This window comes from Salinarimonas sp., assembly GCF_046292825.1.
GTDB lineage: Bacteria > Pseudomonadota > Alphaproteobacteria > Rhizobiales > Beijerinckiaceae > Salinarimonas.
Genome location: NZ_JBKBQG010000019.1, coordinates 46,590 through 65,182, shown reverse-complemented (window position 1 = coordinate 65,182; position 18,593 = coordinate 46,590). Strand labels below are relative to the sequence as shown.

General features: G+C 71.4%; 14 protein-coding genes. 5 read left to right on the top strand and 9 right to left on the bottom strand.

Translation table 11 applies throughout. The features are described from left to right. Positions 1-66: 66 nt before the first annotated feature. From arsJ to ACK4UM_RS11225, 4 genes are all read right to left on the bottom strand, one after another. Entirely contained in the window at positions 67-1,305 is a 1,239-nt protein-coding gene (gene arsJ / locus ACK4UM_RS11240) for an organoarsenical effux MFS transporter ArsJ (protein ID WP_409798795.1), read from the bottom strand. A 356-nt stretch (positions 1,306-1,661) separates the two neighbouring features. Next, on the bottom strand, positions 1,662-2,705 hold the full coding sequence (locus ACK4UM_RS11235; RefSeq protein WP_409798835.1) for an ArsJ-associated glyceraldehyde-3-phosphate dehydrogenase: 1,044 nt from the start codon (positions 2,703-2,705) through the stop codon (positions 1,662-1,664). 2 nt (positions 2,706-2,707) lie between these two features. Continuing rightward, on the bottom strand, positions 2,708-3,781 hold the full coding sequence (arsB, locus tag ACK4UM_RS11230) for an ACR3 family arsenite efflux transporter (protein ID WP_409798793.1): 1,074 nt from the start codon (positions 3,779-3,781) through the stop codon (positions 2,708-2,710). A 6-nt stretch (positions 3,782-3,787) separates the two neighbouring features. After that, positions 3,788-4,675 (bottom strand): metalloregulator ArsR/SmtB family transcription factor, encoded by an 888-nt coding sequence (locus tag ACK4UM_RS11225; protein ID WP_409798791.1) that lies wholly within the window; start codon positions 4,673-4,675, stop codon positions 3,788-3,790. Positions 4,676-4,881: 206 nt separating this feature from the next. On the opposite strand from ACK4UM_RS11225, the gene ACK4UM_RS11220 reads away from it, so the two are divergent. Genes ACK4UM_RS11220 through ACK4UM_RS11210 form a run of 3 tightly spaced genes read left to right on the top strand, consistent with a single transcriptional unit; the run spans position 4,882 to position 8,563 of the window. Further along, complete coding sequence (locus ACK4UM_RS11220) at positions 4,882-6,177, top strand: ArgE/DapE family deacylase (protein WP_409798789.1); 1,296 nt, start codon at positions 4,882-4,884, stop codon at positions 6,175-6,177. Further along, positions 6,174-7,049 carry an NAD(P)-dependent oxidoreductase gene (locus ACK4UM_RS11215; protein WP_409798787.1) on the top strand — a complete coding sequence of 292 codons (876 nt, stop codon included), beginning with the start codon at positions 6,174-6,176 and terminating at the stop codon, positions 7,047-7,049. Before ACK4UM_RS11220 ends, ACK4UM_RS11215 begins: the two co-directional genes overlap by 4 nt. A gap of 5 nt (positions 7,050-7,054) precedes the next feature. Next, positions 7,055-8,563, top strand: a complete 1,509-nt coding sequence (locus ACK4UM_RS11210) for an aldehyde dehydrogenase family protein (protein WP_409798785.1) — start codon at positions 7,055-7,057, stop codon at positions 8,561-8,563. A gap of 398 nt (positions 8,564-8,961) precedes the next feature. Here the strand turns inward: ACK4UM_RS11210 and ACK4UM_RS11205 are convergent, their stop codons facing one another. The 5 genes from ACK4UM_RS11205 to ACK4UM_RS11185 all read right to left on the bottom strand — a co-directional run bounded on the left by ACK4UM_RS11205 (position 8,962) and on the right by ACK4UM_RS11185 (position 15,668). Further along, positions 8,962-10,578, bottom strand: a complete 1,617-nt coding sequence (locus tag ACK4UM_RS11205) for an ABC transporter ATP-binding protein (protein ID WP_409798783.1) — start codon at positions 10,576-10,578, stop codon at positions 8,962-8,964. A gap of 11 nt (positions 10,579-10,589) precedes the next feature. After that, entirely contained in the window at positions 10,590-11,531 is a 942-nt protein-coding gene (locus ACK4UM_RS11200) for an ABC transporter permease (protein WP_409798781.1), read from the bottom strand. After that, a complete protein-coding gene (locus tag ACK4UM_RS11195; RefSeq protein ID WP_409798779.1) occupies positions 11,528-12,466 on the bottom strand; it encodes an ABC transporter permease in 939 nt (312 codons plus the stop codon). The genes ACK4UM_RS11200 and ACK4UM_RS11195 overlap by 4 nt, the downstream gene beginning before the upstream one ends. 63 nt (positions 12,467-12,529) lie before the next feature. Beyond that, complete coding sequence (locus ACK4UM_RS11190; RefSeq protein WP_409798777.1) at positions 12,530-14,134, bottom strand: ABC transporter substrate-binding protein; 1,605 nt, start codon at positions 14,132-14,134, stop codon at positions 12,530-12,532. Between the two features lie 118 nt (positions 14,135-14,252). Next, positions 14,253-15,668 (bottom strand): amidase, encoded by a 1,416-nt coding sequence (locus ACK4UM_RS11185; protein WP_409798775.1) that lies wholly within the window; start codon positions 15,666-15,668, stop codon positions 14,253-14,255. Between the two features lie 202 nt (positions 15,669-15,870). Here ACK4UM_RS11185 and ACK4UM_RS11180 point away from each other — a divergent pair, with 202 nt between their 5' ends. Together ACK4UM_RS11180 and ACK4UM_RS11175 are read left to right on the top strand one after the other, a co-directional pair. After that, entirely contained in the window at positions 15,871-17,427 is a 1,557-nt protein-coding gene (locus ACK4UM_RS11180; protein WP_409798774.1) for a M81 family metallopeptidase, read from the top strand. Beyond that, positions 17,424-18,593 (top strand): amidohydrolase, encoded by a 1,170-nt coding sequence (locus ACK4UM_RS11175; RefSeq protein ID WP_409798773.1) that lies wholly within the window; start codon positions 17,424-17,426, stop codon positions 18,591-18,593. The genes ACK4UM_RS11180 and ACK4UM_RS11175 overlap by 4 nt, the downstream gene beginning before the upstream one ends.

Below are 18,593 nucleotides of genomic sequence, written 5' to 3'. Positions count from 1 at the left end.
CATTAGGCCGGCGCGCGCGCGAGCGACATTCCGGATTTCAACCGATGCGCCGCGCGTCGAGCCCGCTCACGCCGTCTCGGGCACCGGCATCCGCCGCGGGAGAGCGAGCGTCACGAGGAAGCAGAGCGCGAGCATCGCGGCCGAGCCCGCGAGGCAGGCGAGGATGCCGCCCGCCTGGAAGAGGAGCCCCGACAGGAGGGTGCCCGTGAAGCGGCCGGCGGCGTTCGCCGCATAATAGAAGCCCACGTCCTCCGCCGCCTTCTCCGAGCCCGCATAAGCGAGGATGAGGTAGGAATGGGTGGAGGAATTCACCGCGAAGGCGATGCCGAAGAGCGCGAGGCCCGCCACCAGCACGATATCGGGCGCGCCGATCTCCGCCATCAGCGCCGCCGCGATCGCCGCCGGCACGAGCGCGAGCGCCCCCGCCCAGAGCCGCGCGCCGGCGACCTCGCTCGTGAGCCCGTCGTCGCTTCGGCGCACGAGAGCCGGCGCGAGCGCCTGGACGAGGCCGTAGCCGATCGTCCAGGCCGCGAGGAAGCCGCCGACCATCGCGAAGGTCCAGCCCTGCGCGTAGAGGAAGACCGGCACGCCCACGACGAACCACACGTCGCGCGCGCCGAACAAGGCGATGCGCGCGAGCGCGAGCAGGTTCACGCCCCGGCTCTTGGCGAAGAGCTCGCGCGCCGATTTCGACGCCTTGGCGCGCCCCATCTCCCGCGGCAGCGACGCGGCGACGCCGAGGAGGACGAGCGCGAGCGCGCCGGCCATCGCCCACAAGGCGGCCTGGAAGCCGAGCGTCTGCAGGAGCACGCCGCCGAGGAAGAAACCCACCCCCTTCATCGCGTTCTTCGAGCCCGTGAAGAAGGCGACCCAGCGGAACAGCCGGCTCTCGCCCGCCTCCTTGCGCGCCTGCGCCTCCGCCACCTTGATCGCGGATTTCGACGCCGTCTTCGTCAGGTCCTTCGCCACGCCGCACACGCCCTGCGCGAGGACCACCCAGGCGACCGCGAGGAGCGCCGTCCAGTCAGGCGAGACCGCCGACAGGAGGAGGAAGCCCGCGATCTGCGTCGCGAGCCCCGCCATCAGCATGCGCGGGATGCCGAAACGCGTCGCGAGCCACCCCCCCACCATGTTCGCCCCGATCCCCGCCGCCTCGTAGAGGAGAAAGAGGAGCGCGAGCGTGAAGGGCGAATAGCCGAGATTGAAGAAGTACAGGAGCACCAGCATGCGCAAGGCGCCGTCGGTGAGCGTGAAGCTCCAATAGCTCGCCGTGACGAGCGCGTAATTGCGGGCGCCTGCGGTCATGATGGTGTTTCCCTGTTCTTTTCCCTCCCCGGAGGGCTACGAGATCCGCACATCGTGATCTGCGCATGGGAACGAGACGACGAGGCGCCACCCCTCTCCTTCCCCTCAGGGGAAGGAGAGGGAGCGCGCCGTTTCGGTCGAACGCATGCAAGAATGACGACGTGTGCATTCCGTAGTCCCTACGGGGAGGGATTTCGCGCCCTTCCCTCCCCGGAGGGGAGGGTGGCCCCTGGAGCGTCAGCGACAGGGGTCGGGTGGGGCCCGGGGGGGAGATCGTCCTCCAAACGTCGGGCCCCACCCGACCTCCGTCGCCTTCGGCTCGGAGGCCACCCTCCCCTACGGGGAGGGACGCAACCTCAAACCCCCACCTTCTCCATGTGGCGCACGAGGTCGACCATGCGGCAGGAATAGCCCATCTCGTTGTCGTACCAGGCATAGACCTTGAGCATCGTGCCGTCGGTGACGAGCGTCGAGAGCGCGTCGACGATGCCGGAGCGGGTGTCGCGGACGTAGTCGGCGGAGACGAGCGGGCGCTCCTCGTAGCCGAGGATGCCCGCGAGCGGGCCGGCGGCGGCCTGCGCGAACAGCCGGTTCACCTCGCCGGCATCGGTCTCGCGGGCGAGCTCGAACACGCAATCCGTGATCGAGGCGTTGAGCACCGGCGCGCGGACCGCGTGACCGTCGAGACGGCCCTTCAGCTCGGGATAGATGAGCCCGATGGCGGTCGCGCTGCCGGTCGTCGTCGGCTGCAGCGAGAGCAGCGCCGAGCGCGCCCGGCGCAGGTCCTTGTGGACGCCGTCGTGGACGAGATTGGTGTTGGTCGGGTCGTGGATCGTGGTGATCTGGCCGTGCCGGATGCCGATCGCCTCGTGGACCACCTTCACCACCGGCGCGAGGCAATTCGTCGTGCAGGAGGCGGCGGTGACGATGGGGTGGCGCGCGGGATCGTAGAGATGCTCGTTGACGCCCACCACCGCGTTGAGGACCGAAGCGTCCTTCACCGGAGCGGAGACGACGACGCGCTTGGCGCCGCGGTCGAGATGGGGCTTCAACGCCTGCGGCGTCAGGAACTTGCCCGTGCAGTCGAGCACCACGTCGACCCCGAGATCGCCCCAGGGCACCTCGGCGGGCGAGCTGTGCTGGGTGAGGGCGATGCGCGCGTTGCCGATGGCGATCGCGTCCTCGCCCTCCGCGCGGATGGGCACGCGCCAGCGGCCCTGGACCGAGTCGAACTCGATCAGATGCGCGAGCGCCTCCGCCGAGCCCTTGGGCTCGTTGATGGCGACGATTTCGAGCCGCACGTCCCGGTTCGGATCCTCGTCGGGGCGGTAGGCACCGCCGAGCGCCGCGCGCAGGGTCAGCCGGCCGATGCGGCCGAGCCCGTTGATGCCGATACGGATGGTCATCGTCTCTCGTCTCCGGGAAGGGGTGTCGCGCTCTGCGCGAGCGCCGGGCGGCCGCGCTCGTACCAGCCCCGCGTGCGCTTCACGATCGCGACGAGGGAGAGCATCACCGGCACCTCGATGAGGACGCCGACCACGGTCGCGAGCGCCGCGCCCGATTGCAGGCCGAACAGCGAGATCGCCGTCGCCACCGCGAGCTCGAAGAAGTTGGAGGCGCCGATCAGCGCCGACGGCCCCGCCACGCGATGGCTCTCGCCGAGGCGCCGGTTGAGCCCGTAGGCGACCGCGAAGGTGACGTAGCCCTGTATCGCGATCGGCACCGCGAGAAGCGCGATCACCATCGGCTGCGCGAGGATCTGCTCGCCCTGATAGCCGAACAGGAGCACGAGCGTCGCGAGCAGCGCGGCGATCGAGACGGGCCCGAGCCGCGCGAGCACGCCCGCGAGCCGCGCCTCGCCGCCGCTCGCCAGGAGCCGACGGCGCAGAAGATAGGCCGCCACCACGGGGATCACGATGTAGAGGCCGACCGAGATCAGCAGCGTCTCCCACGGCACCACGATCGCCGAGAGGCCGAGCAGCAGCGCGACGATCGGCGCGAAGGCGAACACCATCACGACGTCGTTGAGCGCCACCTGCGTGATCGTGAAGCGCGGCTCGCCAGAGCACAGATGGCTCCACACGAACACCATCGCCGTGCAGGGCGCCGCGCCGAGCAGGATCAAGCCCGCGATGTAGCTCTCGATCTGATCTTGCGGCAGCAGCGGGCGGAAGAGCCAGCCGATGAAGAACCACCCGAGCAGCGCCATCAGGAACGGCTTGAAGCCCCAATTGACCGCGAGCGTGACGCCGATCCCGCGCCATTGCTTCGTGACCTCCCCGAGCGCCCCGTAATCGATCTTGAGGAGCATCGGCAGGATCATCGCCCAGACGAGGACGCCCACCGGCAGGTTGACGTTGGCGATCTCGGCCGCCGCGAGCGTCTCGAAGAGACCGGGCGCGAGGCGGCCGAGCGCGATGCCCGCGACGATGCAGAGGGCGACCCAGAGCGTCAGCCAGCGTTCGAAGATCGACATGGTGCCTCAGGCGATCTGGCGGGGAAACGGCACGACCGCGCCCGACGAGGCGCCCTCCGCGCGACCGATCTCGGAGACCGCGCGGCGCAGGGAGAGGGCGTCGAGCCGGTCGATCGGCAGGGCGGTGAAGGCGAGGATGCGGTTGCGCAGGTAGCGGAAGGCCTGGGAGAAGGCGCGCTCGCGCTCAAAGGGCGCGCCCGTCGCGGCGACCGGATCCTCGATGCCCCAATGCGCGCTGATCGGCTGGCCGGGCCAGCTGGGGCAGGGTTCCCCGGCGGCGGCGTCGCAGACGGTGAAGACGAAGTCGAAGGCGGGCGCGCCCTCCTCGGCGAATTCGTTCCAGCTCTTCGAGCGCAGCGCGCCCGTGGGATAATCGAGCGCCTCCAGCACGCGCAGGGTCATCGGATCGACGGCGCCGCGCGGCTGGGAGCCGGCCGAGAAGGCGCGGAAGCGCCCGCCGCCCTCCCGGTTCAGGATCGCCTCCGCCATGATCGAGCGGGCGCTGTTGCCGGTGCACAGGAAGAGCACGTTGAGGATCGGCGCGCGCCGCGCGAGCGCGTCCGGCTGCACGACGGACGCATCGCCCAGCGCCGGCAGGCAGGCGGCAGGACCGCCCTCGCAGCAATCCTCGAGCAGGAAGCGCGCGAGCGCCGCGATGCCGCCGACCCGCGCGCGATAGAGGATCGAGCGCCCCTCGCGGCGGCTCTCGACGAGGCCCGCGCGCTCGAGGAGCCCGAGATGGAAGGAGATGTTCGAGGCGGACACGCCGACCGCCTCCGCGATCGCGCCGGCCGACAGCCCCTCCTCGCCGCGGCGCACGAGGAGCCGCACGATCCGCAGCCGCGTCTCCTGCGAGAGCGCGGACAAGGCGCCGAGGACCTCCTGCTCCAACATACGCCACGCCTTCGATATTTCGATGAGCGTTTGAATATCGCACCGTCGCAGCGGACGCAAGCGCTGTCTCACGGAATCCGCCAAGCCTGTCGTTCGAGCGCACCGGGAAGCCGCATTCGCGCACGCGATCGCGCCGCGCCGCGATTGACGCTCGAAGTTCGACCGTTATCCTCTTGCTCGACATCGATTTCGGGCGAGGCCGTGACATGCTGTCCTCTACGGCGGAGCGGGCGATCTGCGAGGCCGTGGATCGGAATTTCGAGGCGCAGATCGCCTATACGCAGGATCTCGTACGGCACCCCTCGCTGCGGGGCGACGAGCACACGATCCAGGACTTCGTCGCCGACGCGTTTCGCGCCCGCGGGCTCGAGATCGACCGCTGGCGCCTGTCGCCGGAAGACCTCGCGAGCCATCCGGGCGCCGGCCCGGTCGCGGTGTCCTACGAGCGGGCCTGGAACGTGGTGGGGACCTATCGCCCGCCCGTCGAGCGCGGCCGCTCGCTCATCCTCAACGCCCATGTCGACGTGGTGCCGCCGGGGCCGCTCGCGATGTGGACGCATCCGCCCTTCGAGCCCGTGATCCGCGACGGCTGGCTCTACGGCCGCGGCGCGGCGGACATGAAGGCGGGGCACGCCGCGAACCTCTTCGCGCTCGACGCGATCCGCGCCGCCGGCCTCGCGCCGACGGGGCGCATCCACGTCCAGTCCGTGGTCGAGGAGGAATCGACCGGCAACGGCACCCTCGCGACCCATCTGCGCGGCTACCGCGCGGACGCCGCCCTCATCCCCGAACCCGAGGACGAGAAGCTCGTGCGCGCCAATGTCGGCGTCGTCTGGTTCACGGTCGAGGTGCAGGGCCGCCCCGCCCATACCCGCGAGATGGCCGAGGGCTTCAACGCCATCGACGCCGCCTACCGGCTGATCGGGGCGCTGCGCGAGCTCGAGACCGCCTGGAACGCGCGGCACGGCGATCACCCTCATTTCGAGGATCTGCCGCACGCCCTCAACCTGAATATCGGCCGCATCGAGGGCGGCGATTGGGCCTCGATGGTGCCGGCCTGGTGCCGGTTCGAGGCGCGCTTCGCGATGTATCCCGGACAGACGGCGGAGGAGGTCCGCACGGCCGTCGAGGAGCACCTCGCCCGCGCCGCCGCCGCGCACCCCGCCCTCGCCGATTCGCCGCCGCGCGTGACCTGGCACGGCTTCTTCTCGCAGGGCTACGTGCTCGAGCCCGGCAGCGAGGCGGAGGACGCGCTCGCGCGCGCCCACGCGGCGGTGTTCGGCACGCCGCTCGAGAGCTTCGTCACGCCGGGCTATCTCGACAACCGCGTGCACGTTCTCTACGACCGCATCCCCTCGCTCTGCTACGGTCCCAATTGCCGGGCGATCCACGGCATCGACGAGGCGGTGGAGATCGAATCCGTGCGCCGGATCACCAAGGCGATGGCCCTGTTCGTCGCGCATTGGTGCGGCGTCGAGCCGCTCGCGGGGGAGCGCGGATGAGCGCGCCCGCGACGATCGGGATCGTCGGGCTCGGCGCGATGGGCCGGCCGATGGCGCTCCGCCTCCTCGGCGCCGGCCACCGCGTGATCGCCTTCGACCGCGACCCTGCCCGCGCCGAGGGCCTGCCCGAGACCGCACCGGACGTCGCCGCGCTCGCCCGCACCTGCGACGTCCTCCTCCTGTCGCTGCCGGCGAGCGATGCGGTGGAGGAGACCATGGCGCAGGTGCTCGCCCAGAGCCCCGCCGCAGAACGCCTCCTCGTGATCGACACCTCGACCGCCGATCCGCGCTCGACCCGCGCGATCCAGGAACGGGCGGCGGCGGCGGGCGTCGGCTTCGTCGATGCGCCGGTCTCCGGCGGAGCGGCGGGGGCGGCGGAGGGGCGCCTCCTCGTGATGACCGGCGGCGCGCCCGAGGACGTCGCGCGCGCCGAGCCGATCCTCGCGCCCCTCGCCCGGCTCGTCGTGCCCTGCGGCGGGCCGGGGGCGGGCAACGTGGCGAAGCTCGTCAACAACCTCCTGTGCGCGGCCCATCTGCTGCTCGCCGGCGAGGCCTTGCGGCTCGGCGAAGCGGCCGGGATCTCGGGCGAGGCGCTCCTGCGGGTGCTGCAGGCGGGCTCCGGCCGCAGCGCCGCGATCGAGACGAACCTGCCGAACTGGGTCCTGAGCGGGACCTACGACAGCGGCTTCTCGCTCGGCCTCATGGCCAAGGACGTCCGCCTCGCCGCTTCGCTCGGGGAGGCGTTCGGCGGGCTCGGGTCCTTGGGTGCGGAGACGGCCGAAGCCGTCGCCGAGGCGCTCGCCCGCTTCGGCGCGGGCTCCGATTTCAACCGCCTCGTCGATGCCGGCCGGGACGGCTCGCGCAGGGAGTGACGCGAATGGGCGATCTCGAAGCGCGGCTCGGCTTCTCCATCGGCAGCCTGATCGACGGCGCGATCGTGCCCGGCACCGGCGCGCCGATCGCCCTCGTCGACCCGGCGACCGAGACGGTGCTCGCGACCTATCGGGACGCGGGCGCCGCCCTCGCCGAGCGCCTGCACGCGGCGGCCGCGCGCGGCGGCGCCGCCTGGCGCGCGCTCGCGCCGTCGGCACGCGGCGCGATCCTCGCCCGCGCCGCCGATCTCGTGGCGCGCGACGCGGAGGCGCTCGCGCAGATCGAGAGCCTCACCGTCGGCAAGCCGATCCGCGACGCGCGCGGCGAGGTCGCCAAGGTCGCCGAGATGCTGCGCTACTACGCCGGCTTCGCCGACAAGGTGGAGGGCCGCGTCGTGCCGGTCGCGACGAGCCACCTCGCCCTCGTCGTGCCCGAACCGCTCGGCACCATCGTCCAGATCACGCCGTGGAACGCGCCGATCTTCACCGCCGGCTGGCAGCTCGCCCCGGCGCTGGCCGCCGGCAATGCGGCGATCCTCAAGCCGTCGGAATGGACGCCCGCGACCTCGCTGATGCTCGCGCGCCTCCTGATCGAGGCTGGCGTGCCGGCGGGCGCGATCGGCGTCGCGGCGGGTCTCGGCGCGACGATCGGCGCGGCGCTCGTGTCGGACGCGCGCTGCGGCAAGGCGGTCTTCATCGGCTCGGTCGAGACCGGCCGCAAGGTCGCCGCGCTCGCCGCCGCCGCCGGCCGCCCGTCGCTGCTCGAGCTCGGCGGCAAATCGGCGAACATCGTCTTCGCGGACGCCGATCTCGCGGCCGCGGGCAAGGCCGCGCAGGGCGCGATCTTCGCAGGCGCGGGCCAGAGCTGCACCGCCGGAGCGCGCCTCCTCGTCGAGCGCGCGGCGCTCGACGACGTGCTTTCCATCGTGGCGGACGGCGCGCGGCGGCTGCGCGTCGGCGCGCCCGCCGATCCCGCGACCGAGATCGGCCCGATCCAGAACCGCGCCCAATACGAGCGCGTGCTCGCCGCGATCGCGCGGGGACGTGCATCCGGCGCCCAGCTCGTCTGCGGCGGCGGGCGTCCCGAGGGGGCGGGCGAGAGCGGCTTCTTCGTCGCGCCGACGGTCTTCCTCCTCGACGATCCGCGCCACGCGCTCGCCCACGAGGAGATCTTCGGCCCGGTCCTGTGCGTGATCCCCTTCGACGGCGAGGCGGAGGCGGTCGCGATCGCCAACGAGAGCGAATTCGATCTCGCCGGCGCCGTCTGGTCCCGCGACGGCGCCAAGGCTTTGCGCGTCGCGCGCGCCTTGCGCGCCGGCACGGTCTGGGTCAACGGCTACCGCACGCTCTCCGTCCAGATGCCCTTCGGCGGCATGCGCGGCTCCGGCTTCGGCCGCTCCTCGGGCGCGGAGGTGATGGCGGAGTACACGCAGGCGAAGAGCTTGTTCGTCGAGACGGCGGAGCAGCCGGCGATCCCGTTCGGGTATGGGCCGGGGGATAGTGGTTCGCGGTGAAGCGGACGCTGTCATCCCGGGCCGCGAAGCCGACCCGGGACCCATACGCTCCGAGGATCGACCGAGCGCGCATGCCGCGCTCGCTCCTGCACGTCGTCGAAACTCGGCGAAACGCAGCCTACAGGCTGCGACTGACACGTCGAGCGTATGGGTCCCGGATCGCCTTCGGCGTCCGGGATGACAGCCTCGGAAATGCTTATCCGTGTCATCCCCGGCCGGAGCACGCGAAGCGTGCGCAGGGAAAGGGGACCCAGCACATTACCTGCGCCGAAGGCGCTCCCTAAGCCGCCGACGAGGCGGCTCGTCGCCGCCGCGAAAGTGTGCTCCGCACACGTCTTCATGCTGGGTCCCCTTTCCCTGCGCGCCTTCGGCGCTCCGGCCGGGGATGACACCGGCGGTCACGCCGCGCTCGGCGCCACCAGATGGCGCCCGGGCGCCGCGGCGAGGAGGGTGCGGGTGTAGTCGTGGCGGGGGTTCAGGAAGAGCTCGCGCGTGGGCCCCTCCTCCACCACCTCGCCGCGGCGCATCACCGCGATGCGGTCGCAGATCTGGGCGGCGACGCGCAGGTCGTGGGTGATGAACAGGAGCGCCAGGTCGAACTCGCGCTTCACCTGATCGAGCAATTCGAGCACCTGCTTCTGCACCGATACGTCGAGGGCCGAGACCGCCTCGTCGGCGATCAGCACGTCCGGCTCCATCGCGAGCGCGCGGGCGATCGCGATGCGCTGGCGCTGTCCGCCGGAGAATTGGTGCGGATAGCGCTCGAGCGCGTCCGGCGAGAGGCCGACGAGCCCCATCAGGCGCCGCGCGCGGGCGAGCGCGTCCTCGCGCGAGAGGCCGAAATTCATCGGCCCCTCGATCACGGAGGCGCCGACCGTGCGGCGCGGATTGAGCGAGCGATAGGGATCCTGGAAGACGATCTGAACGCGTCGGCGATGAGGCCTCATCGCAGCGGCCGAGAGGCGCGCGATGTCGATGCCGCCGAGCTCGATCTCGCCGGACGTCGGATCGACGAGCCGCACGATGCAACGGGCGACCGTCGACTTGCCCGACCCCGATTCGCCCACGATCCCGAGCGTCTCTCCGCGGCGCACCGCGATGTCGACCTCGTTCGCGGCAAGCAGCGTGCCCTTGCCCCGCCCGAACAGGCCCCCGCCGCCATAGGACTTCACGAGCTTCCTCGTGCGCACCGCGACGTCCCCGGCGATCGGCTGGCGCGACGGCGGCTCGAGGCTCGGCACGGAGGCGATCAGCATGCGGGTATAATCGTGGCTCGGATTGGCGAAGACCGCACGCGCGGGCCCCTGCTCCACGACGACGCCCCGGCGCATCACCACGACCTTGTCGGCAATCTCGGCGACGACGCCGAAATCGTGGGTGATGAACAGCACCCCCGTGCCGCGGCGCTCCTGCATCTCCTTGATCAGTTGGAGGATCTGCGCCTGCGTCGTCACGTCGAGCGCGGTCGTCGGCTCGTCGGCGATCAGGATCGCGGGATCGAGCACCATGGCGGCGGCGATCATCACGCGCTGACGCTGGCCGCCGGAGAGCTGGTGGGGATAGCGGTCGTAGAGCGCGCGCGGATCGGGCAGGTGGATCGCCTCCATGATGGCGATCACCTTCTCGCGCCGCTCCTTCTCGCCGAGCTTCGTGTGGATCTGGAGGACCTCGTCGATCTGGTCGCCGATCGTCATCACCGGGTTGAGCGCGGTCGCGGGCTCCTGGAAGATCATCGCCATGCGCGTGCCGCGCAGATCCCGCAGCCGCTCGGGCGAGGCGGCGAGCACGTTCTCGCCCTCGAGCAGGATCTCGCCCGTCTTCGGTTTGAGCTCGGAGGGCAGGAGCCCCATCACGGAGAAGGCGGTGACCGACTTCCCCGATCCGGATTCGCCGACCACGCAGACGATCTCGCCGGGCGCCACCGTGAAGGAGACGTTCTCGACCGCATGCGCGCGATCGGCGCCCTCGGGCAGGGCGACGGTGAGATCGCGGATCTCGAGCACGGGCTTGTCCATCGCCGCCTCCCTCACCTCTGGCCGACGCGCTTGGCGAGTTTCGGATCGAGGCGGTCGCGCAGCGCGTCGCCCAGGATGTTCACCGCGAGGATCGTGATCGCGAGCGCGATGCCGGGATAGAGCAGGTTCCACGGCGCGATCTGGAAGAGGAGCCGCGCCTCCGCGACCATGTTGCCCCAGGAGGGCACGGTCGGCGGCGTGCCGGCGCCGAGGAAGGAGAGGATCGCCTCGGTCAGCATCGCGGAGGCGGCGACGTAGGTCGCCTGCACGATCAGCGGCGGCACGCAATTGGGCAGGACGTGGCGCCACAGGATCTTCACGAGCGGCGTGCCGACCGAGATCGCCGCCTCGACATAGGGCTCCTCGCGCACCGAGAGCACCACCGCGCGCACGAGGCGCACGACGCGCGGCACTTCCGGCACCACGATGGCGATGATGACGGTGGTGATGCTCGCGCCCGAGACCGAGACGAGGGCGATCGCGAGCAGGATGCCGGGGATCGCCATGAGCCCGTCCATCACGCGCATCACGATCGGGTCGAGCCAGCGGATGAAGCCCGTGAACAGCCCGATCACCAGGCCAACCACGATCGCGAGCACCGCCACCGCGAGGCCGACCACGACCGACACCCGCGCGCCGAAGACGAGACGGCTCCAGATGTCGCGGCCCAGATGATCCGTGCCGAGCCAGTTCTCGGCGGAGGCGCCCGCGAGCCGCCGTGCCGGCGCGAGCGCGGTCGGGTCGGTCGTCCCCATGAAGGGCGCGAAGATGGCGCCGAGCGCGATCGCGGCGAGCACGAGGGCGGCGAGCGCGGCCAGCGGGTAGCGCCGCACGAGCGCGAGGGTCGCGGAGAGGCGCGAGGCGGGCCGCCTCGGCGGCGCGGCCTCGAGGTCGGCGTCGGTCTCGGCCGGGCTCGCACCCGGCGCGACGGTGGTGTCGGGCGCGGGGCTCAATAGCGGATCCTCGGGTCGAGCAGGGTGTAGGTCAGGTCGATGATCAGGTTGAGCACGACGTAGACGAGCGCGAAGAACAGGATCAGCCCCTGGATGATCGGGTAGTCGCGCCGCGTGATCGCATCGACGACGAGCCGGCCGAGGCCGGGAATGTTGAAAACGCTCTCGGTGACGACGACGCCGCCGATGAGCAGCGCGACGCCGAGCCCGATCACCGTGACGATCGGCACGGCGGCGTTGCGCAGCGCGTGGCGGAAGAGGACGGTGCGCTCGATCTGCCCCTTGGCGCGGGCCGTGCGGATATAGTCCTCGTTGAGCACTTCGAGCACGCTCGCACGGGTGATGCGGGCGATGAGCGCGACGTAGATGCACGAGAGCGTCAGCGTCGGCAGCACGATCTGCGAGGCGAAGGCGCGGAAATCGACGAAGGGGCTCGTATAGCCCTGGACGGGAAACCAGCGCAGATTGATCGAGAAGCCGAGCATCAGGACGTAGCCGAGCACGAAGACCGGCACCGAGAAGCCGAGCACGGCGAAGACCATCACCCCGCGATCGATCCAGGTCCCCGAGCGCCAGGCGGCGAGCACGCCGAGCGGCACCGCGACGAGGACCGAGAACACGATCGTCGTCGTCGCGAGCATCAGGGTCGGCTCGATGCGCTGGGCGATCAGCGTCGTCACGGGCAGGCCCGTGAACAGGGATTGACCGAGATCCCCGCGCAGGACCTGGCCGAACCAGGCGAGGAACTGCTCCCAGACCGGCCGATCGAGGCCGAGCGCCTCGCGCACGGCGGCGATCTGCTCGCTCGTCGCGGTGTCGCCCGCGAGGATCGCGGCCGGATCGCCCGATACGCGCAGCATCATGAAGACGACGACGGCGACGACGAGCAGCACCGGGATCGTCGAGAGGAGGCGTTGCAGGACGAGGACGAGCATGGCGTTTCCCGAAGGGAGGAGGACCGGCGCGCCCGCGGACGCGCGCGCCGGGACCTCTCGCGATCAGCTCTTCTGGATGTTCCAGAAGAAGGGCGGCGCCTCGAGGATGCCGGTGACGTTCTCCCGGAAGCCCGTCGGCACGAAGAACTGCCCGAGCATCGCGTGGAAGTTCTGCTCGAAGAAGGCTTCCTGGACGTCGCGGGCGAGCTGCAGCTGCTCTTCCGTCGAGGCCGCTTCCGCGAAGCGCGTGCGGATCTCCTCGATCCGAGGATCGTCCGCCCAGCCGACCCAGGCGCCGTCGCCCGCCGCCGAGAGGGCGAACTGCACCACGGGATCGAGGAGGTCGGCGCCTTCCCACCAGGTCACGAACATGTTCCAGCCGCCGTCGTCGACGGGATTGCGGCTCGTGCGGCGCTGGAGCACCGTCGCCCAGTCCATCGCCTGCGCGTCGACATTGATGCCGATGCGCCGCATCGTGTCGGCGACGACCTGGATGTAGTTCGTCTGGACCGGGATGTCGGTCGTCGCGAGGATGACGAAGCGCTCGCCGTCATAGCCCGATTCCGCGAGGATGCGCCGCGCGTCCTCGAGATCCGGCTCGGCGATCAGCTCGGAGCCCGCGTCGTTCGCGAAGGTCGTCCCGCAGGGGAAGACCGAATGGCAGGTCTGGTAGAAGTCCGGCGAGCCGACCGCCGCCTGCAGGAGCGAGGTCTGATCGAGCGCCCGCACGATCGCGCGGCGCACGCCGGGATTGTCGCTCGGGCCGACGAGGCTGTTGAAGCGGGCCATGCCGACATTGCCGAGCGGGTTGAAGTTCTGGACGTTCACCCCCGGCATCGAGCCGACGATCGGCACGAGATCGGCGGGCACCTGCTCCCAATAATCGACCTCGCCCGTCATGAGCGCGTTGAGCTGCGTGTTCGGATCGGGGAAGTTGATCCACTCGACGCCTTCCAGATGCACCACCTTCCCGCCGGCGGCGTTCGAGGCGGGTTCGTCGCGCGGGACGTAATCCGCGTTGCGCTCGTAGACGACGCGGGCGCCGGGCCGGAACTCGCTCGCCACGAACTTGAAGGGGCCCGAGCCGATCTGCTCCTCGGCCGTTAGCCGCTCGGTATGCGGCTTCTCGGCGAGGCGCTTGGGCATCATGAAGGGCACGTTCGTCGACAATTTGCCGATCGATTGCAGCACGAGCCCGTAGGGCCGCGACAGCTTCAGGACGATCGTGTCCGTGCCGTCGTGCGTGCATTCCTCGACATAGGTGAACAGGCGCCGGCCCATGCCGTCGACCTTGCCCCAGCGGATCAGCGAGAGCGCGCAATCCTCGGCCGTGACCGGGCTGCCGTCGTGCCAGGCGAGGCCGTCGCGCAGCGAGATGCGGTAGGTCAGGCGGTCGTCGGAGATCTCGACCCCGCTCGCCATCTGCGGCTGGACCTGGAGGTTCGCGTCCTGCGCGAACAGGGTGTCGAAGATCATGTAGCCGTGGTTGCGGACGATATAGCCCGTCGTCGCCACCGGATCGAGGATCGTCAGAGAGGCGTGCGGGATGACGCGCAGGATGCCGCTCGGCGCCGCACGCGCCGGCAGGGCCCCGAAGGGCAGGGTCGCCGCCCCTGTCGCCGCGGCGGCGCCGGCGAGGAATTGTCGGCGGGTGGTCTTGATCCGCATTGTCGTTCCCCTTTGTTCGTTCGCCTCCGGCGTCGAGACCGGATTTCGGATCGGAGCACGGGGGTTGACCCATGGTCAAGCACGCTCTGCCCCGCATCTGCTCACGCGATAGTCACGATTAAGCAAGCGGCATGCCGCGGGGCGTGTCGGGATGGACGTACGCGATCGCGGCTTCGATCACGCGCGCGGTCGCGAGGACCCGCACATCCTCCCCCCGCCGGCCGACGATCTGCAGCCCGATCGGCAATCCGTCCTCGGTGAGGCCGACGGGCACCGTCACGGCCGGCTGGCCCGAGAGGTTGAAGGGATAGGTATAGGGCGACCAGGAGGTCCAATCCGTCCCGTGTGCCCATCCCGGCGGCAGGTCGGCTCCGATCGGCACGGCCGGGATCGGCATCGTCGGCGTGATCAGGAAATCGAAGCGTTCGTGGAAGCGGCGCATGGCTTCGACGAAGGATGCGCGCTCGGCGATCGCCTCCGCATAACGCACCGCCGGCAGCGCCATGCCCGCCTGCGCGCCACGCAGGAAGCCGGGGTCGCACATATCCCAACGCGATTCTGGTATTTTGCGCAGGACGGTGGCCGAGCCCGCATGCCAGAAGACGTTGCACAGGTCGATCGGATCCGCGAATCCCGGGTCGCGCGCCTCGATCGCGAGGCCCGCCGCCTGCAGCGGCGCGAGCGCGGCTTCGCAGGCGGCTTCGATCCGCGGATCGAGGCCCACGACATAGCCGAGACGCGGGCTCCAGGCCGCGCGCAGGCCGCGCACGCCCGCCTCGAGCCCCGCGCGCGCCGCAGGCGCCGCCTCGGTCGTCGCGAGCGAATCCCGATCGTCCGGGCGCGCCATCAGCTCGAACAGGAGCGCGACGTCGGCGAGGCTCCGCGCCATCGGCCCGAGGATCGCGAGGAGCCCCATCGGCGAAGCCGGCCAGGCGGGCACCCGGCCGGAGGTGGGTTTCAGGCCGGGTAGCCCGGTGAAGGCGCAGGGGATGCGCACCGAGCCGAGCCCGTCGGTGCCGATATGCAGGACGCCGATCCCGAGCGCCGCCGCCGCAGCCGCTCCCGCCGAGGAGCCTCCCGGCGAGCGCGCGAGGTCGTATGGATTGCGGGTGACACCGTGGGCGGGGCTGTCGCCGAGGCCCTTCCAGCCGAATTCGGGCATCGCCGTCTGGCCCAAAAGCACCGCGCCCGCCTCGCGCAGCCGCATCGTCGCGGGCGCGTCGTCCTCATAAGGCGGGCTCTCGAGCGCGACCGAGCCGCGCGCCGAGGGCCAGCCGGCGACGGCGACGTTCTCCTTGATCGTCGCGGGCACGCCGTCCACCGGACCGAGGGCCGCGCCGGCCCGCCAGCGCGCCTCGGAGGCTCGCGCGGCCGCGAGCGCCGCGTCGTCGTCGACATGGGTGAAGGCCCGGATCGCCGGCTCCATCGCGTCGCGCCGCGCGATCAGATGGCGCGTCGCCTCGACGGGGGAGAGTGCGCGCGCGCGATAGGCTGCGGCGAGGGCGGCGGCGTCGAGATCGTGGATGTCGGTCATGACCACTCCCTGTCACGTGCCCCCCGAGCCTAGGCCGGGCTCTCACGATGGGTAAAGCGCCACGGGCTCCCCATCCGCGATGCGCGCGACGCCGCACCCATACCCCACCGGCATGGGCGTCCGCGCCGGGCGCTGCGGCATCGACGGCGGCACGGGGGGCCGCTAGGCTCGTCGTCGAACCAGGCAGAGGAGCCCATCGGGCATGGCGCGCGACGACGCAGACGAGGCGAGGCCCCGCATCGCGATCGGCGGCTTCCTCCACGAGACGAACACCTTCGCGCCGACCAAGGCCACGCTTGCCCATTTTCACGAGGGCGGCGGCTGGCCGGGTCTCGCCGAGGGCGAGGCGATGCTCCCGGCGGTCGACGGCGTGAATATCGGGATCGCCGGCGCGCTCGATGCGGCTCGCGCCGCGGGCCTGCGCATCGTGCCGACGCTCTGGACGGCCGCCGTCCCGTCGGCCCACGTCACGCGCGAGGCCTTCGAGGAGATCCTCGGGCGCCTCCTCGCGCATCTGGAAGCGGCGGGCCCCCTCGACGGGGTCTTCCTCGATCTCCACGGCGCCATGGTCGCCGAGCACGTGGAGGACGGCGAGGGCGAGATCCTCTCGCGCGTTCGCGCGCTGATCGGGCCGGGCGTGCCCCTCGTCGCCGCGCTCGACCTGCACGGCAACGTCTCCAGGCGCATGGTCGAGGCGGCGGACGCGCTCGTCGCCTTCCGCACCTATCCGCATGTCGACATGGCGCGCACCGGCGAGCGCGCCATCGCCCTCCTCCTGCGCCTTATCGACGGTCGCCCCCTCGCCAAGGCGTTTCGGCAGATCCCCTTCCTGATCCCGACCGTGTGGCAATGCACGGATCTCGAGCCGGCGCGCTCCATCTACGCCGCGCTCGCGCAGGCCGAGGCGACCGATCCCGCGATCGCCTCCCTCTCCTTCCTTCCGGGCTTCCCCGCCGCCGACATCCCCGATTGCGCGCCCGCGATCCTCGGCTATGCCGACGATTCCGAAAGCGCCGAGCGCGCGGCGGACGCGCTCGCGGCCCGCGTGATCGCGGCCGAGGGCGGCTTCGCCGGCGAGGCGCTCTCTCCCGAGGAGGCGGTGGCGCGGGCACGCTCGATCGCCGCGCGCGAGGGCGGGCCGGTCGTGATCGCCGACACCCAGGACAATCCGGGCGCGGGCGGCGATTCGGACACGACCGGCCTGCTGCGCGCCCTCGTGGCGGCGGGGATCGAGCGCGCGGCGATCGGTCTGATCGTCGATCCGCGCGCCGCGGCCGCCGCGCACGAGGCCGGGATCGGCGCGCGGATCGCGCTCGCGCTCGGCGGCGCCTCCGGCATCCCCGGCGATGCGCCCTTCGAGGGCACGTTCACGGTCGAGGCGCTCTCGGACGGCGTTCTCGTCGCCGACGGGGCGTTCTACGGCGGCTCGCGCATGAGGCTCGGCCCGTCCGCCTGCCTGCGGATCGGCGGCGTGCGCATCGCGGTCGCCTCGGCGAAGGCGCAGATGGCGGATCGGGCGATGTTCCGCTACGTCGGCATCGAGCCGGAGGCCATGGACGTCCTCGTCGTGAAGAGCTCCGTCCATTTCCGCGCCGATTTCGACCCCATCGCCCGCGCGATCCTCGTCGCGGCGGCGCCCGGCGCGATGCCGATCGACCCCGGCGCCCTCCCCTTCACCCGGCTCGCGCCGGGCATCCGGATCAGCCCGCACGGCCCCGCCTTCGTCCCCCCCGCCTCACGGGAGGTGCCAAAGCCATGAATCCCCTCCCCGCCATCGACGCCGGCTCCGCGGACCTGACCGCCTGGCGGCGCGATTTCCACGCCCATCCCGAGATCGGCTTCGCCGAGCACCGCACGGCCGCGCGCGTGGCCGAGCTCCTGCGCTCCTTCGGCTGCGACGAGGTTCACGCGGGAATCGGCGGGACCGGTGTCGTGGGCGTGATCGCCGGCGCGAAGGGCCCCGGCCGCCGCATCGGGCTTCGCGCCGACATGGACGCCCTGCCGATGGAGGAGGCGACGAACCTCCCCTATCGCTCGACCGTGCCGGGCCTCTTCCACGGCTGCGGCCACGACGGGCACACGACGATGCTCTTGGGCGCCGCCCGCCATCTCGCGGCAAGCCGCGATTTCTCCGGTACCGCGATCCTGATCTTCCAGCCCGCCGAGGAGGGCCTCGGCGGCGGGCGGGCGATGATCGCCGACGGGCTCTTCGAGCGCTTCCCCTGCGACGAGATCTTCGCCCTCCACAACGCGCCCGACCTGCCGCTCGGCGCGGTGGGCATCACGCCGGGGGCGGCGATGGCGGGGGCGAGCTTCTTCGACATCGTGGTGCGCGGCAAAGGCGGGCACGCGGCCATGCCGTCCCTGGCGCGCGACCCCGTCGTCGTGGCGACCGCGTTCGCGCAGAGCGCGCAATCGGTCGTCGCGCGCGACGTCCACCCGCTGCACCCGGCGGTGCTCTCGATCACCCGCATCGAGGCGGGCAGCGCCTACAACGTCATTCCCGACGAGGCCCGGCTCGCCGGCACCCTGCGTTATTTCCACCGCGAGGCGCGCACGATCATGGGCGATCGCCTCGGCGCGCTCGCCAAGGGGCTCGCCACGGCCTATGGCGTCGAGATCGCGCTCGAGATCCGCGACGTGTTCGACGTGCTCGAGAACGATGCCCGCGCGGTCGCGGCCGCCGAGGCGGTCGCAGCCGAGATCGTCGGGGCGTCGGGCGTCCGCGCCGATCATCCGCCCTCGCTTGCGAGCGAGGACTTCGCCGACATGCTGCGCATCGTGCCCGGGGCGTATCTCTGGGTCGGCCACGGCGGCGACGTGCCCTTGCACAATCCTGCTTTCGTTCTCGACGATTCGATCCTGCCGATCGGCGCGAGCCTGCTCGCCCGTCTCGTCGAGACCCGCACCGCGCCGGAGGTCTGA